The sequence below is a fragment of the Pseudomonas sp. Pseusp88 genome (assembly GCF_047303955.1).
In the GTDB taxonomy this organism is placed as follows: Bacteria; Pseudomonadota; Gammaproteobacteria; order Pseudomonadales; family Pseudomonadaceae; genus Aquipseudomonas.
In genome coordinates, this window is record NZ_JBGLYM010000001.1 from 284,195 (window position 1) to 300,706 (window position 16,512).

17 protein-coding genes and 1 pseudogene are annotated in these 16,512 nt (G+C 60.5%); 4 read left to right on the forward strand and 14 right to left on the reverse strand.

Annotated features, from left to right (window positions below):
- Nucleotides 1-238: 238 nt before the first annotated feature.
- Both ACCD02_RS01360 and ACCD02_RS01365 read left to right on the forward strand, forming a co-directional pair.
- A complete protein-coding gene (locus tag ACCD02_RS01360) occupies nt 239-901 on the forward strand; it encodes a TetR/AcrR family transcriptional regulator (protein WP_413298144.1) in 663 nt (220 codons plus the stop codon).
- A gap of 30 nt (nt 902-931) precedes the next feature.
- Nucleotides 932-1,786 (forward strand): sulfurtransferase, encoded by an 855-nt coding sequence (locus tag ACCD02_RS01365; RefSeq protein WP_413298319.1) that lies wholly within the window; start codon nt 932-934, stop codon nt 1,784-1,786.
- A 187-nt stretch (nt 1,787-1,973) separates the two neighbouring features.
- Here the strand turns inward: ACCD02_RS01365 and ACCD02_RS01370 are convergent, their stop codons facing one another.
- The 8 genes and pseudogenes from ACCD02_RS01370 to ACCD02_RS01405 all read right to left on the reverse strand — a co-directional run bounded on the left by ACCD02_RS01370 (nt 1,974) and on the right by ACCD02_RS01405 (nt 8,140).
- Nucleotides 1,974-2,294 carry an AzlD domain-containing protein gene (locus ACCD02_RS01370; RefSeq protein WP_413298145.1) on the reverse strand — a complete coding sequence of 107 codons (321 nt, stop codon included), beginning with the start codon at nt 2,292-2,294 and terminating at the stop codon, nt 1,974-1,976.
- Complete coding sequence (locus tag ACCD02_RS01375) at nt 2,291-3,010, reverse strand: AzlC family ABC transporter permease (RefSeq protein WP_413298146.1); 720 nt, start codon at nt 3,008-3,010, stop codon at nt 2,291-2,293. The genes ACCD02_RS01370 and ACCD02_RS01375 overlap by 4 nt, the downstream gene beginning before the upstream one ends.
- Before the next feature lie 66 nt (nt 3,011-3,076).
- Nucleotides 3,077-4,102, reverse strand: coding sequence for a hydrolase (locus ACCD02_RS01380; RefSeq protein WP_413298147.1), 1,026 nt, complete (start codon nt 4,100-4,102; stop codon nt 3,077-3,079).
- Between the two features lie 88 nt (nt 4,103-4,190).
- Nucleotides 4,191-4,823, reverse strand: a complete 633-nt coding sequence (locus ACCD02_RS01385) for an SCO family protein (protein ID WP_413298148.1) — start codon at nt 4,821-4,823, stop codon at nt 4,191-4,193.
- Nucleotides 4,820-5,717, reverse strand: a pseudogene (cyoE, locus tag ACCD02_RS01390) (heme o synthase). Before cyoE ends, ACCD02_RS01385 begins: the two are co-directional and overlap by 4 nt.
- Complete coding sequence (locus ACCD02_RS01395) at nt 5,710-6,828, reverse strand: COX15/CtaA family protein (protein ID WP_413298149.1); 1,119 nt, start codon at nt 6,826-6,828, stop codon at nt 5,710-5,712. The pseudogene cyoE and the gene ACCD02_RS01395 overlap by 8 nt, the downstream one beginning before the upstream one ends.
- A 9-nt stretch (nt 6,829-6,837) precedes the next feature.
- Nucleotides 6,838-7,425, reverse strand: coding sequence for a hypothetical protein (locus ACCD02_RS01400; RefSeq protein WP_413298150.1), 588 nt, complete (start codon nt 7,423-7,425; stop codon nt 6,838-6,840).
- Nucleotides 7,391-8,140 carry an SURF1 family protein gene (locus ACCD02_RS01405; RefSeq protein WP_413298151.1) on the reverse strand — a complete coding sequence of 250 codons (750 nt, stop codon included), beginning with the start codon at nt 8,138-8,140 and terminating at the stop codon, nt 7,391-7,393. The genes ACCD02_RS01400 and ACCD02_RS01405 overlap by 35 nt, the downstream gene beginning before the upstream one ends.
- 24 nt (nt 8,141-8,164) lie before the next feature.
- Between ACCD02_RS01405 and ACCD02_RS01410 the strand changes: the two genes are divergently transcribed.
- Nucleotides 8,165-8,368 (forward strand): twin transmembrane helix small protein, encoded by a 204-nt coding sequence (locus tag ACCD02_RS01410; protein WP_413298152.1) that lies wholly within the window; start codon nt 8,165-8,167, stop codon nt 8,366-8,368.
- Between the two features lie 145 nt (nt 8,369-8,513).
- Here ACCD02_RS01410 and ACCD02_RS01415 read toward each other — a convergent pair whose 3' ends face one another.
- From ACCD02_RS01415 to coxB, 4 genes are all read right to left on the reverse strand, one after another.
- Entirely contained in the window at nt 8,514-9,401 is an 888-nt protein-coding gene (locus ACCD02_RS01415) for a cytochrome c oxidase subunit 3 (RefSeq protein WP_413298153.1), read from the reverse strand.
- A 15-nt stretch (nt 9,402-9,416) separates the two neighbouring features.
- On the reverse strand, nt 9,417-9,974 hold the full coding sequence (locus ACCD02_RS01420; protein ID WP_413298154.1) for a cytochrome c oxidase assembly protein: 558 nt from the start codon (nt 9,972-9,974) through the stop codon (nt 9,417-9,419).
- Entirely contained in the window at nt 9,971-11,596 is a 1,626-nt protein-coding gene (gene ctaD, locus ACCD02_RS01425; RefSeq protein WP_413298155.1) for a cytochrome c oxidase subunit I, read from the reverse strand. The genes ACCD02_RS01420 and ctaD overlap by 4 nt, the downstream gene beginning before the upstream one ends.
- Before the next feature lie 178 nt (nt 11,597-11,774).
- A complete protein-coding gene (coxB, locus tag ACCD02_RS01430) occupies nt 11,775-12,902 on the reverse strand; it encodes a cytochrome c oxidase subunit II (protein WP_413298156.1) in 1,128 nt (375 codons plus the stop codon).
- A gap of 376 nt (nt 12,903-13,278) precedes the next feature.
- Here coxB and ACCD02_RS01435 point away from each other — a divergent pair, with 376 nt between their 5' ends.
- Nucleotides 13,279-13,929 carry a hypothetical protein gene (locus tag ACCD02_RS01435; protein ID WP_413298157.1) on the forward strand — a complete coding sequence of 217 codons (651 nt, stop codon included), beginning with the start codon at nt 13,279-13,281 and terminating at the stop codon, nt 13,927-13,929.
- 47 nt (nt 13,930-13,976) lie between these two features.
- On the opposite strand, the gene ACCD02_RS01440 is transcribed toward ACCD02_RS01435, so the two are convergent.
- Both ACCD02_RS01440 and ACCD02_RS01445 read right to left on the reverse strand, forming a co-directional pair.
- A complete protein-coding gene (locus ACCD02_RS01440; RefSeq protein WP_413298158.1) occupies nt 13,977-15,506 on the reverse strand; it encodes a SulP family inorganic anion transporter in 1,530 nt (509 codons plus the stop codon).
- Between the two features lie 110 nt (nt 15,507-15,616).
- Nucleotides 15,617-16,330, reverse strand: a complete 714-nt coding sequence (locus ACCD02_RS01445; protein ID WP_413298320.1) for a carbonic anhydrase — start codon at nt 16,328-16,330, stop codon at nt 15,617-15,619.
- Between the last annotated feature and the right edge of the window lie 182 nt (nt 16,331-16,512).

Consider the following 16,512-nt stretch of genomic DNA (forward strand, 5'->3'; position numbering starts at 1 on the left):
TTGCCCGCGAAAGCCTCGCTCCTTTGGCCTACCTTTGCGTTAAGATCGACATTACTCCAATAGATGTCGATCCAGTGTCCTGTCTCGCAAATACGTTCATTCTGGTCAAGTGGCTGGTTTTGTCAGGTAAGGCGCCGCGACGAGTCATAGCAGGGCTATGGGGAGGAGCGGCAACGCAGCCTGGCGAAATCAGACGCCGTCCAGATTGAACAGCTTATTTGCGAGACAGGACACTAGCATGGCCCCACGCCTGAAAACCCGTGAACGCATCGTGCAGAGCAGTCTTGCGCTGTTCAACCAGCACGGTGAGCGCAGCGTGAGTACCAATCACATCGCCGCGCACATGGAAATTTCACCGGGCAATCTGTACTACCACTTCCCCAACAAGCAGGCGATCATCGCCGAGCTGTTCAGCGAATACGAAACCCTGGTCCAGAGCTTCCTGCACCCGCCCAAGGGGCGCCTGCCCAAAGTTGAAGACATGCGTCACTACCTGCTGGAAATCCTTGATGGGATGTGGCGCTACCGTTTCCTGCACCGCGACCTTGAACATTTACTGGATGCCGACCCTGAGCTGGCGGCACGCTACCGACGCTTTTCCCAGCACTGCCTGATCCAGGCCAAAGCGATCTACGCAAGCTTCGTCGAGGCGGGGATCCTGGGCATGGACAAGGTGCAGATCGAATCCCTGACCCTCAATACCTGGATTATCCTGACCTCATGGGTGCGTTTTCTGTGCACCACTCGAGAAAATCCTGCGTATCTGAACGAAGATGCCATACGTCGCGGTGTCTATCAGGTACTGATGCTTGAATCCGCCTACGTCACCGCGACCGCGCGGGACGAGGTGAATGCGCTGTGCGAGGCGTTCTACGTGCCCTTGCTACAGGCGCTGGAGTAACCGTCCATGACTTATCCACAGGAGTTCGAGATGTCACTTGCGCAACTGATCAGCCCGCAACAACTGGCCGACCGTCTGGAGCAACCGGGGTTGGTCATTCTCGATTGCCGCTTTGCCCTGGAAGACCTGGATTACGGCCAGCGCAGCTACGCCGGAGGCCACATTGCCGGTGCTCACTTCGCCGATCTGGAGCGCGACCTCAGCGGCCCGATCAGCAAAGGCGTGACCGGTCGTCATCCGCTGCCCGCCCCGCAGGCACTGGTGCAGCGCTTGCAGAACTGGGGCATCGACCCTGACAGCGAAATCGTGCTCTACGACGACGGCCCCGGCATGTACGCGGCCCGTGCCTGGTGGAGCCTGGCCTGGCTGGGCAAGCGCAGCGGCGTCTACCTGCTCGATGGCGGCCTCAAGGCCTGGCATGCGGCGGGCCTGCCTCTGAGCCTTGATCCGCCGAGCAACTATCAGGGCCGCTTTGCCGGCAAGCCGGACATGTCGCTGCTGCTGACGGCCGAAAAGCTGCAGAGCAAACTGGGCAACCCTGAGATGACGCTGATCGACGCCCGTGCCGGTGCGCGCTTTCGCGGCGAAGTCGAGCCGATCGATCCGGTGGCCGGGCATATTCCGGGGGCGCAATGCGTGGCCTTCAACGAAAACCTCGGCCCGGATGGACGCTTCCTGCCCGCAGAACAGCTCAGGCAACGTTTCGAAGAACAGCTGAAGGGGCGCTCGCCGGAAAAACTGGTGTCCTATTGCGGTTCCGGTGTCACCGCCTGCCACAACCTGTTCGCCATGTGCCTGGCCGGTTATCCGTTGGGCAAGCTCTATGCAGGGTCGTGGAGCGAGTGGATCACCGATCCGGCCCGTGAGGTTGCGACCGGGGAGTAAACCCGGACCTGATTTGGAATGAATGTGTGGGAGCCAGCTTGCTGGCGATGGCGGTATTACAGGCAACACATTTATTGCCTGACTCGCCCGCAATCGGATTTGTAGGAGCTGCCGAAGCTGCGAACAGGCCGACACGCCGCATTCGCAGCCTTCGGCAGCTCCTACAAGATCTCATTTCACATGAGGTTCATTGCCCCAACGCCCAACGCAACACAAAGAACACCAGCAACCCGCCGCCAATGGTCGCCAGCAGATTCCGGCTGAACGCCGCGATGGCGATCGCCACGATCCCCGCCAGCAAATAAGCGTTGTCGAAGCTCACCTGCCAGTGTTCGCCATCAGGCAGCAGCATGCCGGGGGCGACGATAGCGGTAAGCACCGCAGTCGGCACATAGTGCAGTCCCTGACGGACCACGGGCGGGAAGCTGATGTCGGGCCAGGCAAACAGGCTGTAGCGCATGAGAAAGGTAATGGCAGTCATGCCGAGGATCAGCCACCAGTAACTCATGAGTGCACCTCACTGCGCTGGTCCACATCGGCTCTGCGGCGCTCAAGCAGCACGCCCACGGCAATGCCGCTGAAAGCTGCGGCCATCAGCCCAAGTTTGTACGGCCAGCTGTAGGTCAGCAGTGCCACAGCGGCGGCAGCCAGGGCGGCAGCGATCTGAGGTTTGTTACGCAGCAGCGGCACGACGATGCCGATAAAAGTCGCCAGCATGGCGAACTCCAGGCCCCAACCGGCCATATCCGGCACGGCCTGGCCAAACAGCACCCCGACCAGGGAACTCAACACCCAGCAGGCATATAAGGCACTCGCCACGCCGAGCCAATACCAATGCGCCAGGGGCGTGCGGCCATGGACCAGATAGAAACGCTGGACCACGGCAAAGGTTTCATCGGTCAGCCAGAATGCCAGCAGCAGGCGCCAGCGCTGCGGCAGCTCGCTGACCTGGGGTTGCAGGGTCGCGCTGTACAGCACATGGCGCAGATTGACGATAAAAGTGGTGACCAGAATCACCGCGGCACTGGCCCCGGCGCCCATCAGGCTGATCACGATAAATTGTGCGGAACCGGCGTAGACGAACAGCGACATGCCGACCGACTGCCACAGAGACAGGCCGGAAACACCGGCCAATGTGCCGAAAATGATACCGAAAGGCGCGATACCGACCAGCATGGGTACGCTGTCGCGAAGACCGCGAGAAAAAAACTGACTGCGGGACATAGATAGTTCTCCTTGTCCCGGCAGCTTAAAGTCTGAAAAACCTGACGTCTCGAAGATTTGTGCAGCTCAGCTTTTCAATTCGCCGCTATGGGCACTGGTCAGCCACAACGGAATGCGTCGCTCCAGGTAATACCCCGGCTTTTTCAACGTGCCGTCGACAAACCCCACATGACCACCCCGGGACTGCAATTCCAGCTTGGTGCAGGGCGACAGCTCATGGGCTTCGGGCAGGCTGTGGATAAAAACGAAGGGGTCGTCGGTGGACTGAATGATCAGGGTCGGCGTGCGAATCTGTCCGAGAAAATAACGACTGGAAGCACGGCGATAGTAGTCCTCGGCATCGGCAAAACCATGCAGGGGCGCTGTGACCCGGCCGTCGAAATCCCAGAACGTGCGCATGTTTTCCAGGGAGCCAAGGGCCGACAGCTCGGCCAGTCCTTCGCTCAGCCCTTCATGCTGGAAGCGTCGTTGCTTGTCGCGAATGTAATTGACCATCTCACGCATGAAGTGCCGTTGATAGATTCTGGAAAACCCCTGGCCGATGCGATCAGCACACTCATCCAGGCGAAACGGCACCGACACCGCTACGGCGCCGAGCAGTTCACTATTGGCCCCGGATTCGCCCAAGTGCTTGAGCAGCACATTACCCCCCAACGAATAACCCACGGCGTAGAGCGGCGCCATGGGCCGCAGGGCACGCAGATGGGCGATGACTTCGACCAGGTCTTCGCTGGCCCCCGAGTGATAGCTGCGTGACAGCAAATTGGGCTCACCGGAGCAGCCGCGCCAGTTCAGCGCCACGGAAGCCCAGCCTTGCTCGGCCATGGCTTGTTGCAGACCGACCACGTAGGGCGAGTTCGACGAGCCGGTCAGGCCATGCAGCACCAGTACCAGTGGCGCGTCAGCCTGATGCGGGCCATGCCAATCCAGGTCGAGAAAGTCGCCATCCTTGAGCCAGATGCGCTCGCGCGGGCGCTCCAGATGGATGGTGCGGCGCCACAACGGTCCCCATAGGGTTTGCAGATGAGGATTACTCAACCCCGGCGCCGGGACGAAATGGGTGGCGAAGGACGAGTGTTCAGGACGTGACATGAACGGCTCCTTCGTGAATGACAGACTCAAAACGGTACGTTGCCACTAAGCGCCGCGACATGTAAGGGAATTTTGCCGAGCGGCGTGGCTACTGTCGGCCAAGCAGATTCGGCAGCTGCGCTACCAGTTTCGGATTGCTCATCGGCGCGCGGATAAAGCCGCGCTGCGTGCCATCCGGGCCAAGGATCACCAGGTTGCCGCTGTGATCGACGGTGTAATTGGGCTTGCTGGTGTCGGCGGGGATGAATGGAATGCTCACAGCATTGGCCAGCTTCTGGATCTGCGCGACCGGGGCGCTGAGGCCGACGAAATCCTTGTCGAAGTAACCCAGGTATTGCTTGAGCTGCTGCGGCGTATCGCGGTTTGGATCGACGCTCACCAGTACCACACGCAGGTTGCTGACCGCTTCCTTGGGCAGCTCGCTTTTAATCTGACGAAGTTGGGCGAGGGTGGTCGGGCAGATGTCTGGGCAGAAGGTGTAGCCGAAGAACAGTAGCGTCCATTTACCCTTCAACTCGCTCAGCGACACGGCCTGGCCGTCCTGGTTGGTCATGACCATATCCGGCACCGTGCGGCTCTGGGGCAGCAGGATAATGCCCGCGTCGATCAGACCGACCTGGGCGCCCTGATTATTGCCGGACAGCACCCGGTAGACCGTCAGGCCCATGATCAGGGTGACGATGGCGACAAGGATGAAAACGGTTTTCTGGGTTCGGGTCATGGCATCAACGAGAGGTAATGGTCGGCGAGCAGGGCGGCAAACAACAGGAACAAATAATAAATAGAGTACTTGAAGGTATTGATCGCCGCGTGTGGTCGAGTGCCACGGTACAGCACGCAGGCCCAATACAGAAAGCGCAGGCCAAGGGCCGTGGCGCACAGCAAATACAACAGGCCGCTCATGCGAATCACAAAGGGCATCAGGCTGGCGGCCAACAAGATGCCGGTGTAGAGCACGATATGCAACTTGGTGTAACCCTCGCCATGGGTCACCGGCAGCATGGGAATGGCGGCCTTGGCATATTCCTCCTTGCGATGAATCGCCAGGGCCCAGAAATGCGGCGGGGTCCAGGCAAAGATGATCAACACCAGCAACAGAGGTTCAGCGCTGACCTGGCCACTGACCGCCACCCAGCCCAGCAACGGCGGGGCGGCTCCGGCCAGGCCGCCGATCACAATATTCTGCGGCGTGGCGCGCTTGAGAAAGCCGGTATAGATCACCGCATACCCCAACAGCGACGCCAGGGTCAGCCAGGCCGTCAGGCTATTGGTGAACTCCAGCAACAGGACTTGCCCGCTCACGGCCAGCAGCAGGGCAAAGGCCAGAGCCGCAGAAGGCGTGATACGCCCTTCGGCCACCGGCCGTTTGTGGGTGCGGGACATCAGCGCATCGATACGCCGATCCACCACATGATTGACCACCGCCGCACCGCCTGAGCACAGGCCGATACCCAGGTTGCCAAACAGCAGCAGCGTCCAGGGCAGCGTCTCGTGGCTGGCCAGGAGCATGCCGATCAGCGAAGTGATCAGCATCAGCGCGACGACCTTGGGTTTGGTGAGTTCCAGGTAGTCGCGCCAGAGGGGGTGGCGAGTGTCGATCAATAGGTTCACGGATGACCCCTGTCAAAAACGTGGGAGCCGCCTTGGTGGCGATAGGGTTGAATCTGCGGTCGGAGAAAGACCGGACGATCCAGGTCGTTCATGCCACCGCGATCGCCACCAAGGCGGCTCCCACAGGGTTGCGGCGTGGCTATCCGCAGTCGGTAATTGACCAGCGTCATCCCCAGCAGCAACAGCGCTGCACCCGAGTTATGGGCCACGGCCACCGCCAGGGGCAAATGAAACAATACATTGCTCAGGCCCAGGCCAATTTGCAGGGCCAAAGCCGAAACCAGCAACCCGGCCAAAGCCTTGAGCCCGGCGGCCCGCAGCTGCCAGGCCAGGCTCAGCACGGACAGCGTGACCAGTACCGCGCCGAGGCGATGGGTCAGGTGGATCGCCGTGCGGGCTTCGCTGTCGAGTTTGCCGCCCAGGTAGTGCTGACCTATGGGTTGCGTCAGGTGGAAGCCGTTGCCGAAATCCGCTTCGGGCCACCATTGCCCCTGGCAAGTTGGCAGATCGGTACAGGCCATGGCCGCATAATTGGCGCTGACCCAGCCACCCAAAGCGACCTGCACCGCCACCAGCACCAACCCTATGGCAGCAAGTCGACGCAGCCGTGGTGGCAGTTGCGGCATAGGTGCCCAGGCTCCGCTCAGGCGCAGCGTCAGCAGAAACAACAGGTTCAGGGTCAACATGCCGCCGAGCAAATGCGCGGTGACCATCTGCGGCCAAAGCCTGAGGGTCACCGTCCACATGCCGAAAGTCGCCTGGGCCAGCACCACGGCGAGGATCAGCCAGGGTAGTTTCACCGGCTGTCCCGCCAGTTGCCGCCGCCGCAAGCCCTGTGCCGCCAGCAGCAGGATCGACAGGGTCAGGCCACCGGCAAAATAGCGATGGGTCATCTCGCTCCAGCCTTTGTCGGCCTGCACCGGGGTGTCCGGGTAATGACGCTCGGCATGGGCCAGTTGCGCGGGCGTCTGCGGCACGCTGATAAAGCCGTAACAGCCGGGCCAGTCCGGGCAACCCAGGCCGGCATGAGTCAGCCGGGTATAGGCGCCCAGCAGCACCACCAGAAATGCCAGCACGGTGGCCAGCAGGGCAAGACGAAATCCGGGCCTGGTCATGCTGACCTCCTAGCCGATATTCGACAGTTTCAGCAGATGCCGCAGGTCATTCAGCAAATCCTTGCCATTGACCCCGGCGCCGTAGCGCAGTACCAGATTGCCGTGAGGATCGACGATCCACAGCTGCGGGGCGTCGAGACCGGGCGCGATCTTGCGCAAGGCCGATAGATCCAGCGGATAGCGCCGCAATTGCGGGTATTCACGTTCAAGTTTCGCCGCGTATGCCGCGTCCAACGGTTGCGCACTGCTCAGGGCATGACTGGCGCGACCGGCATCACGCCCCAGGCCGATCTGAATCTGTCGGGCCAGATACACCAACTGTTGGCAATCGGCCTCGCAACGTCCGGGGGCGCTGACCAACAACTGCCAGCGTTTTTCGTCGCTGTGCACGCCGAGGTCCGTGCGGGTCTGACCATTACCGATCAGTTCGCCGTGATAGATGCGGTTGTCCGGCACCCAGAATTTGAACTTGTACATGCTGGTGGCCAGGATCATCGGTCCCAGCGCCACCAGCAGCACCAGTAACAACTGCAGGCGCCCTTTGCGTCGGTCCGGGCGTGGTTCAGAGGCGTGGAACGGGTTGCTGGTCGCGGCCATGGGCGTTCTCCTTGCGATTTTTGCGCGTGCGCCATCCCAGGTAGAGGGCCAGCACCGTCAGGGTCGCCGCCATGGCAAACCACTGCACGGCATAACCCAGATGTTTTTCCGGCCCCATGGCCACTACCGGCCAGTCAAGGCGATAGGCCGCCGGGCCGGGTGCCAGACGCAACTGTTGGGCAAATCCTTCACGACCCAGCTCGGCCCAGAGCTTCGCCGGATCCACCGCCGTGACCAGACGCGGCCAGGGCGCGCCCGTCGGGTCGGCATGCAACTGGAAGGTGGCACCGGGCAGCACATAGACCCAGGCCTCGAGATTCAGCGCCTGCGCCGGGGTATCGAAAGTCGGCGGGGTGCGCCGGTCCGGCCAGGGCAGCCAGCCGCGATTGACCAGCAGCCATAACCCGCTGGCCTGATCCTCGAAGGGCTGAAGCAGCTCGACGCCGATCCTGCCGTCGCGCTGGCTGTTGTCCAGCAGCAGGCTATGGTCTCCATCGAAGTGCCCGGACAAGCGCACCCGACGCCAGGCCGGGTCGGCCAGCGTCGCAAGCCCGGCGCTGCTTAGCGGCTGCGCGACCTTGCGTTGCGCGTACTGGGCCAGCATCACCCGCTTCTCTTCGGCCCGGCCCAATTGCCAGCAGCCGAGACCGATCAGTAACGGCAGCAATGCCAGCACCACCAGGGTCGGCCAGCGGCCTCCTATACTTGTGTGCATGTCCTGACTCCCGCAGGCTTCGCCATGCTCAAAGTCGTCATCGTCATCATGCTCTTCGCCACCATCGCCAGCCTGTTCAGCGGGCTGTTCTTCCTGGTCAAGGACGGCGGCCATTCCACCCGCCTGCTCAAGGCCCTGACCGTACGCGTATGCCTGGCGGTCATTACCCTCGGGTTAATTACCTGGGGGTTCTATAGCGGGCAGTTGGTGTCACATGCGCCTTGGTAAGCCGTGTTATTTCCATGTGTGCGCATTCATTCGCGAAAGAGGTATTTCAGGCGATGAAGCTGTATGGAATGAACCGGCCTCTTCGCGAATGAATTCGCTCCCACAGAATTCGCTCCCACAGTTGGCACTTCGCAACCGGGCTCCTTTACAGGACGTACACAAATACGAACAACCCTACCCACACCACATCGACAAAATGCCAATACCAGCTCGCCGCCTCGAAGCCGAACTGATGCTCGGCATCGAAATGCCCGCGCAGGATGCGTATCAGCATCACCAATAAAATGATCGAGCCAATGGTGACGTGGGCACCGTGAAAGCCGGTGAGCATGAAAAAGGTCGCGCCGTAGACACCCGAACCCAGGGTCAGGCCCAGTTCTTTATAGGCGTGGATATATTCCTCGGCCTGCAAGGTCAGGAAGCTCAGGCCCAGCAGCACGGTAATGGCCAGCCATAGCTTCAAGGCGCCGCGATGGCCTTTTTTCAGGGCATGGTGGGCGATGGTGATGGTGACACTGGAGCTGACCAGCAGGATTGTGTTGATCAACGGCAGGTGCCACGGATCAATAATGCCCTTGGGCGCCGGGTAGCGGGCCGGGTCGGGGGTGTTGAGCATTGGCCAGGCATACTGGAAATCCGGCCACAGCATATGGGCGATACCTTTGCTGCCTTCGCCACCCAGCCAGGGGCCGGACCAGGTGCGCACATAAAACAGCGCGCCAAAGAAGGCGATGAAGAACATCACCTCGGAAAAGATGAACCAGCTCATGCCCCAGCGAAACGTGCGATCCATCTGCGCGCTGTACAGCCCGGCGCGGCTTTCGCGGATCACCGTACCGAACCAGCCGAACATCATGTACGCCACCAGCAGCCCGCCGACCAGAACGATCCACGGCCCATGACCGGCCCGGGCGGCCTTCATATCATTGAACCAGGTGCCCAGGCCGAACATGGTCACGGCCAGGGCAATCGTGGCGATGATCGGCCATTTGCTCTGGGCCGGAACGTAGTAATGCTCGTGATGCGTGGCCATTTGCATGTCTCCTGGCTAACCGCCGTTTCGTGCGACGGGCGCGGACGGCGGTTGGCGAGCGGTGATGTCGAACAGCGTGTAGGCAAGGGTCAGGTGCTTCACCTCGTCGGGCAGGGCGCGGTCGACAATGAAACGCACCGGCATTTCGATGCGCTCACCCGGCTGCAATACCTGCTGGGTGAAGCAGAAGCATTCGGTCTTGTGGAAGTACACCGCCGCCGTGCCCGGTGAAATACTCGGCACCGCTTGGGCGGTCATGGGTTTGTCGGTCGGGTTCTGCGCCACGAACAGCATCTGGTTGACCGCGCCGGGGTGCACATCCAATTCCTGAGCCTCGGGATAGAAGCCCCAGACCATGTCCGCCGCATTGGTAGACAGGAACTGCACCCGGACCTTGCGGCTGTCGTCGATCATTTGAGTGCTGCGGTATTGATCGCCGGTTTTGCCGTTGATGCCGAACGCCTTGCACATCACGGTGTACAGCGGCACCAGGGCAAAACCGAAGGCAAACATGAGCACTGCCAGCAACAGCAGGCGCGTGACCAGCCGGCGCAGTTCGGGCGATTGGTTCATGGCCGTTCACTGCTGTGCTTGTACTCCGCCGGTTGCTCTTCCAGCTCCGGTGGCGTGGTGAAGGTGTGATAGGGCGCAGGCGAGGGGATGGTCCATTCCAGGCCATCGGCACCATCCCAGGGCTTGGCCGGGGCGGGCGGGCCGCCGCGAATGGTCTTGATCACAATAAATAGAAAGAAGATCTGCGTGGCGCCGAAGGTAAACGCACCAATGGACGAGACCATATTGAAGTCGGCGAACTGCAGGTTGTAGTCCGGCACCCGCCGCGGCATGCCCGCCAACCCGACAAAGTGCATGGGGAAGAAAGCCATGTTCATGCCGACGAACGACAGCCAGAAGTGCAGCTTGCCAAGGGTTTCGTCGTACATGTGGCCGGTCCATTTCGGCAGCCAGTAGTAGGCTGAGGCGAAGATGCCGAAGATCGCCCCCGGTACCAGCACGTAATGGAAATGGGCGACGACAAAGTAGGTGTCCTGGTACTGAAAGTCAGCCGGAGCTATCGCCAGCATCAGCCCGGAAAAACCGCCAATGGTGAACAGGATCACAAAGGCCACGGCAAACAGCATCGGCGTCTCGAAGGTCAGCGAGCCCTGCCACATGGTGCTCACCCAATTGAACACCTTCACCCCGGTGGGCACGGCGATGAGCATGGTCGCGTACATGAAGAACAACTCACCCACCAGCGGGATGCCAACCACGAACATATGGTGGGCCCAGACGATAAACGACAGGAACGCGATGCTCGCCGTGGCGTAGACCATGGAGGTGTAGCCAAACAGCGGTTTGCGCGAAAACGCCGGGATGATCGAGCTGACGGCGCCGAACGCCGGCAGGATCATGATGTACACCTCGGGATGCCCGAAGAACCAGAATACATGCTGGAACAGCACCGGATCACCGCCACCTGCGGCACTGAAAAAGCTGGTGCCGAAGTGAATGTCCATCAGCATCATGGTCACGCAGCCGGCCAGCACCGGCATCACTGCGATCAACAGGAAAGCGGTGATCAGCCAGGTCCAGACGAACAGCGGCATTTTCATCAACGTCATGCCGGGTGCGCGCAGATTAAGAATGGTGGCAATCACGTTGATCGCGCCCATGATCGAGCTGATACCCATCAGGTGGATGGCGAAGATAAAGAAAGTCACGCTGGCCGGGGCGTAGGTGGTGGACAGCGGCGCGTAGAAGGTCCAGCCGAAGTTGGGGCCGCCGCCGGGACTGAACAGGGTCGAAACCAACAGAATGAAGGCCGCAGGCAACAGCCAGAAACTGAAGTTGTTCATCCTCGGCAGGGCCATGTCCGGCGCCCCGATCATCAACGGGATCATCCAGTTGGCCAGGCCGACAAAGGCCGGCATCACCGCGCCGAAGACCATCACCAGTCCATGCATGGTGGTCATCTGGTTGAAGAATGCCGGCTCGACGATCTGCAACCCCGGCTGGAACAACTCGGCACGAATCACCATGGCGAACGAGCCGCCGAGCAGGAACATGCAGAAGCTGAACCACAGGTACAGCGTGCCGATGTCCTTGTGATTGGTGGTCAGCACCCAACGCATCAGGCCTTTGGCAGGGCCGTGAACATGACCGGCGTGGCCGGCATCGTCGATGACTGCGCTCATATTGGCTCTCCTGCGATGGGAGATCGGTTGCGTGAGTAAACCTGTGGGTATGAATTCCGTGGGAGCGAATTCATTCGCGAATAAGCCATTCCATTCGGCAGATATTTATCGCCCGTACTACCGACTTCGCGGATGAACCCGCTCCCACAAGTCGCCATTCGCCTCATCATCGTCGCGTTCATTTGCTCTGCGCCTGTTTGAGGGCCAGCACGTCTTTGGGCGTGACCATATCGCCCTTGTTATTACCCCAGGCATTGCGTTCGTAAGTCACCACGGCGGCGATATCGACTTCCGAGAGTTGCTTGCCAAAGGCGGCCATTGCCGTGCCCGGACGGCCGTTGAATACGGTCTTGAGGTGTTCTTCCACCGGCCCGGTGGCCACTTTCGAACCCTTGAGCGCCGGGAACAGCGGCGGCATGCCTTGGCCCTCGGCCTGGTGACAGGCCACACAGGTGGTGTGGTAGACCTTGTCGCCGCGCTCGACCAGCTCTTCCCGGGTCCAGTCCTTGCTCGTCAGTTCCCTGAGCTTGGCGCTTTCGGCTTTGCGCCCGGCCAGCCAGGTGTCGTAATCGGCCTGGGAACGCGCGTCGACGACGATAGGCATGAAGCCATGGTCCTTGCCGCACAACTCGGAGCACTGGCCACGGTAGATGCCGGGCTTGTCGATGCGGGTCCAGGCTTCGTTGATGAAACCGGGGATAGCGTCGCGCTTGACCGCAAACGCCGGCACCCACCAGGAGTGGATCACGTCGGCGGCGGTGACCAGAAAGCGGATCTTCACCCCCACCGGCACGACCAGTGGCTCGTCCACTTCCAGCAGGTAATGCTCGCCCTTGGCCTGCTGGTTATGAATCTGCTCGGCGGGCGTGGCCAGGTTGCTGAAGAACTCGACGTCCTGACCCAGGTATTTGTAATGCCACTTCCATTGGTAGCCGGTGATCTGGATATCAAGATCCGACTCACTGTTGTCGTACATATGGATAAGCGTGCGGGTCGCTGGCACGGCCATGGCGACAAGGATCAGCAGGGGAATGACGGTCCAGAGAATTTCGACCGTGGTGCTTTCATGAAAGCGGGCAGCGACCTGGCCAGTGGAGCGGCGGTGGACGATCATCGACCAGAACATGGCCACGAAGACGATCAGGCCGATCACGACACAGATCCAGAAGATGGTCATGTGCAGGTCGAAGACGGCCTGACTGACCTGCGTCACTCCCGGCGCCATGTTCGTTGTCCATGCGGCCAGCGCCTCACCGGATAACGACCACGACAACAGGCCCATCCAGGCGTGTGGATGTCGCATCATTGCGGGGCTCCCCTGTTTTTCTTATCTCCCGCAAGTGATGACCTGCGGACAAGGGAGCTGGCTGTCACAAGATACTCCGACCCACGCCTGACCTGCTGGAGCAGGGAGGCAATTGGATATCAGCCATCTTCCTTTCAGGTCGCAGTATAGACAGCGCCTGCCGCATGCAAGGCGCGCAAATAGCCCGAAGTCCGGTCGTCACCCCGCCTGCGATCATGAAAAAAATGATAAATCCCATAAAAGCAGGGTTTTTTAGTCGCTATCACACATAAAGGTGACGCCGTTATGACAAATACGTCTTAGCAATTCGTTTAGGCGAGCTAACGTATGACTTCCCATCAATAACAGCCTGGTTTTTCCGTTTTCAGGAGACTGCATGAACACCGCCGCTTTGCGCGAGCAGATACAACGTGCCCATCAGCACGAGGCCGTAACTGGCCAACTGGTAAAGCAACTGGAAGTCCAACTGCCACACCTGCACCCAGCCATTCATTTACCCGAAGTCGATGCACGGGACGTACTGACCCGCTTTGTCACCGCCTATATCGATCTGGTCCCGGACCTGCTGGACGCCGCCCATGAAGTAGCCGTCGAAGCGGGCATCGAAGGTCAGATCAAACCAGTACTGAAGATTGCCGAGCACTTTTTCACCGCTCCTCCGGCCATCATGGAAGGCCACGAAGGACTCGACAGCCTCTTGGACGAAGCCTATCTGGCCCATCGTCTGGTGGAGGAAGTAAACGATCTGTACATCAAGCATTTCGGCCAGCCGCTGATTCCGTCCAACACGACGGTCGCCAGCGTTATCGCTCACCAGTTGATCGGCGAAGAGTTCGCCAATCAGCTGGACGAAGCCGTGCACCATGCGGTGGACGGCATGCTCGACGATGACAGCTTTGCCCTGGAGTCCGTGGAAGCCTATCGCGACCGCCTTGCCAGCCCCGATACCGAGGCTGCCTGGAAGCGTTGGCCGAGCCTGTCACGGCAACTGGGCATTGGCCTGGAAATGGAACAAGGCAAGGGCTAAAGCCCCTGCCGTATAAGGCCCGCAGGCAACTGCGGGCTGCATTTCCATCATGCCGCGCCTCCCATTCCCACCGTTGTCCGCACACGTCCCTCCAGTCGCCGCTTCAAGCCTCGGGATTCAATGATCAGTCGCGAGCCTTGCGCCGCATTCGCGCGCCCCCATTCCTCCAGCAACTCCAGGCATGAGTGGTCGATGTAACTCAGGTTATTCAACGGCACATGCACGGTGCTGCCCTTGGGTATGCTGTTCAGGGCCTGGGTCAGGGCCGGCACCTTGAGAAAGGTCGCGGCACCGATCAGACGCAACTCCATTTCCCCTTCCGGCTGCAGCTCAACCAGGCTGATTTTCAGGCGTGCTGCCTTGAATGCGAGCTTGATCAAGGTCAGGGCAAAACCGATCAGCACCCCGGTCAGCAGGTCCGTGGAGACGATCGCGATGGCCGTCGCTGCGTAGGTAAACATTGGCATGCGCCCGTAGCGACCCAGCCCGCGAAAGGCTTTGAGGTCCACCAGCTTGAGGCCCGTATAGACCAGAACACCCGCCAGACTCGCCACCGGAATGCTCTGCAGTACGCTGGACAACAGCAATACGAAGGCCAGCAGCCACAGGCCGTGGAACATCGCCGACATCCGCGTCCTGGCCCCGGCCTGAACGTTTGCCGAACTGCGCACTATCACACCGGTCATCGGCAGCGCACCCACCAGACCGCAAAGCATATTGCCGACGCCCTGGGCGCTCAGCTCCTTATCGAAGTCCGAACGCACACCGCTGTGCATGCGGTCCACCGCCGCCGCCGACAACAAGGTTTCGGCACTGGCGATAAAGGCCACCGCAAAGGCTGCGACCAGAATGGCCGGATCCGCCAGATTGAGCAGGTCGGCCGGACGCAGCCAGTCGATGGCTTCGGCCAGGTTCGCGGGAACCTCTACGCGCTTGACCGGCAATGCCAGCAGCAGGCTGGCAGCCGTGGCCGCACCCACACCCAGCAAAGCCCCTGGCACGAAGCGTAGCGCCTGCGGACGGCGCTTTTCCCAGAGCCACATGATCAGGATCGTGCCCAACCCCAACAACCCCGCATACAGGGCGCTACCCGGACCGAAGGCGCCAACCAGAGTCGTGGGGAAGGCAATCAGGTTATCCAGCCCCGAAGGTTTCGGGCCACTGTCGAACATCACATGCACTTGCGATAGCACGATCAGTACGCCGATCCCCGCCAGCATGCCGTAGACCACCGCCGGCGCCGTGACCCGGAACCAGCAGCCGAGCTTGAAACGCCCGGCCAACACTTGCATCAACCCGGCCAGCAGCAGAATAGGCCCGAGCATGGCCATGCCGTGCTCGCGCACCAGTTCGAAGACCAGCACCGCAAGCCCGGCAGCCGGACCACTGACCTGCAACGGCGACCCCGCCAGCCAGCCCACCACCAGACCGCCAATAATACCGGTGATCAGCCCCTTGGCCGGGGGCATCCCCGAGGCGATGGCGATCCCCATGCACAAGGGCAGGGCAACCAGGAACACCACCACGGACGCCAGCAGCTCCCGTGGCAACAACGATTTCAGTTCTGTAGCACCCATGACGACTCTCCGGGTTTTTCTTCAGACATGGCAAAGCCCTGCCGCGCGTATGAAGCGCAGCGTCAGGCTTAAAGAAGGATTCGACCGTTAGTCGTGTTCAGCTCGTACGGCTAGAACCGTGACTTGGGTGTCGCAACGGGTATATGCGAACTGCCATCAAGGGGCAGGAACGTGTCCTGCTCGGCGTCGTAGGCGAGGATTTCGCTGGTCTCGATGCTGTAGACCCAGCCATGGATAAACAGCTGGCCGTTGGCGATCTTCGACGCAACCGAAGGGTGGGTACGCAAATGCTGCAACTGGGCGATGACGTTTTCCTGGGTCAGCACATGCATGGTTTCTTTTTCGCCGCTGCAATGGCAATTGTCTTCGACCACCGTGCGCGCGACTTCGGCGTGGCGCAGCCAGGCCTTGACCGTCGGCATTTTTTCCAGGGAGTCGGGGTTGAGCACGGCACGCATGGCGCCGCAGTCGGAGTGACCGCAGATGATGATGTGTTGCACGCCCAGAGCCAGTACCGCGTACTCGATAGCGGTGGAAACACCGCCATTCATCTGCCCATAAGGCGGCACGACGTTACCGACGTTACGAGTCACGAACAAGTCGCCGGGAGAGCTGTGGGTAATCAGTTCGGGAACGATGCGCGAGTCGGCGCAGGTGATGAACATGGCTCGCGGGTTTTGCGCGGTCGCGAGCTTCTTGAACAGCTCTTCCTGCTCCGGGAAGACTTCCTTGCGAAAGTGCTTGAAGCCATCAACGATGTGTTGCAAGGCTGCCTCGGGGCTGTCTGCTGCTGGCGCCGATGCAGCCAACGTCTGTTTATCCATGTCGCTCATGTCTCATCCTCTCTGACGGATTGATGTGGATTATTGCCTTATCTCGAAGCGTTTTCTTTTCTGTATGTCGGAAAATTCCGTTTTTGATGACATCCACAAGCCACTTCAAGCGACAGACTAGTCTGCAAAGCTTAATTGAAACTGAATCCAACCGACCACCGGGGGCATAACCT

Bases quoted from the DNA above. Each gene is read 5' to 3' on its own strand.
- ACCD02_RS01410 (WP_413298152.1), top strand. From the start codon at position 8,165: ATGCTCAAAGTCGTCATCGTCATCATGCTCTTCGCCACCATCGCCAGC.
- ACCD02_RS01435 (WP_413298157.1), top strand. From the start codon at position 13,279: ATGAACACCGCCGCTTTGCGCGAGCAGATACAACGTGCCCATCAGCAC.
- ACCD02_RS01440 (WP_413298158.1), bottom strand. From the start codon at position 15,506: ATGGGTGCTACAGAACTGAAATCGTTGTTGCCACGGGAGCTGCTGGCG.
- ACCD02_RS01370 (WP_413298145.1), bottom strand. From the start codon at position 2,294: ATGAGTTACTGGTGGCTGATCCTCGGCATGACTGCCATTACCTTTCTC.
- ACCD02_RS01415 (WP_413298153.1), bottom strand. From the start codon at position 9,401: ATGGCCACGCATCACGAGCATTACTACGTTCCGGCCCAGAGCAAATGG.
- ACCD02_RS01445 (WP_413298320.1), bottom strand. From the start codon at position 16,330: ATGGATAAACAGACGTTGGCTGCATCGGCGCCAGCAGCAGACAGCCCC.
- ACCD02_RS01395 (WP_413298149.1), bottom strand. From the start codon at position 6,828: ATGACCAGGCCCGGATTTCGTCTTGCCCTGCTGGCCACCGTGCTGGCA.
- ctaD (WP_413298155.1), bottom strand. From the start codon at position 11,596: ATGAGCGCAGTCATCGACGATGCCGGCCACGCCGGTCATGTTCACGGC.
- ACCD02_RS01400 (WP_413298150.1), bottom strand. From the start codon at position 7,425: ATGGCCGCGACCAGCAACCCGTTCCACGCCTCTGAACCACGCCCGGAC.
- ACCD02_RS01375 (WP_413298146.1), bottom strand. From the start codon at position 3,010: ATGTCCCGCAGTCAGTTTTTTTCTCGCGGTCTTCGCGACAGCGTACCC.
- ACCD02_RS01405 (WP_413298151.1), bottom strand. From the start codon at position 8,140: ATGCACACAAGTATAGGAGGCCGCTGGCCGACCCTGGTGGTGCTGGCA.
- ACCD02_RS01420 (WP_413298154.1), bottom strand. From the start codon at position 9,974: ATGAACCAATCGCCCGAACTGCGCCGGCTGGTCACGCGCCTGCTGTTG.
- coxB (WP_413298156.1), bottom strand. From the start codon at position 12,902: ATGATGCGACATCCACACGCCTGGATGGGCCTGTTGTCGTGGTCGTTA.
- ACCD02_RS01385 (WP_413298148.1), bottom strand. From the start codon at position 4,823: ATGACCCGAACCCAGAAAACCGTTTTCATCCTTGTCGCCATCGTCACC.
- ACCD02_RS01360 (WP_413298144.1), top strand. From the start codon at position 239: ATGGCCCCACGCCTGAAAACCCGTGAACGCATCGTGCAGAGCAGTCTT.
- ACCD02_RS01365 (WP_413298319.1), top strand. From the start codon at position 932: ATGTCACTTGCGCAACTGATCAGCCCGCAACAACTGGCCGACCGTCTG.
- ACCD02_RS01380 (WP_413298147.1), bottom strand. From the start codon at position 4,102: ATGTCACGTCCTGAACACTCGTCCTTCGCCACCCATTTCGTCCCGGCG.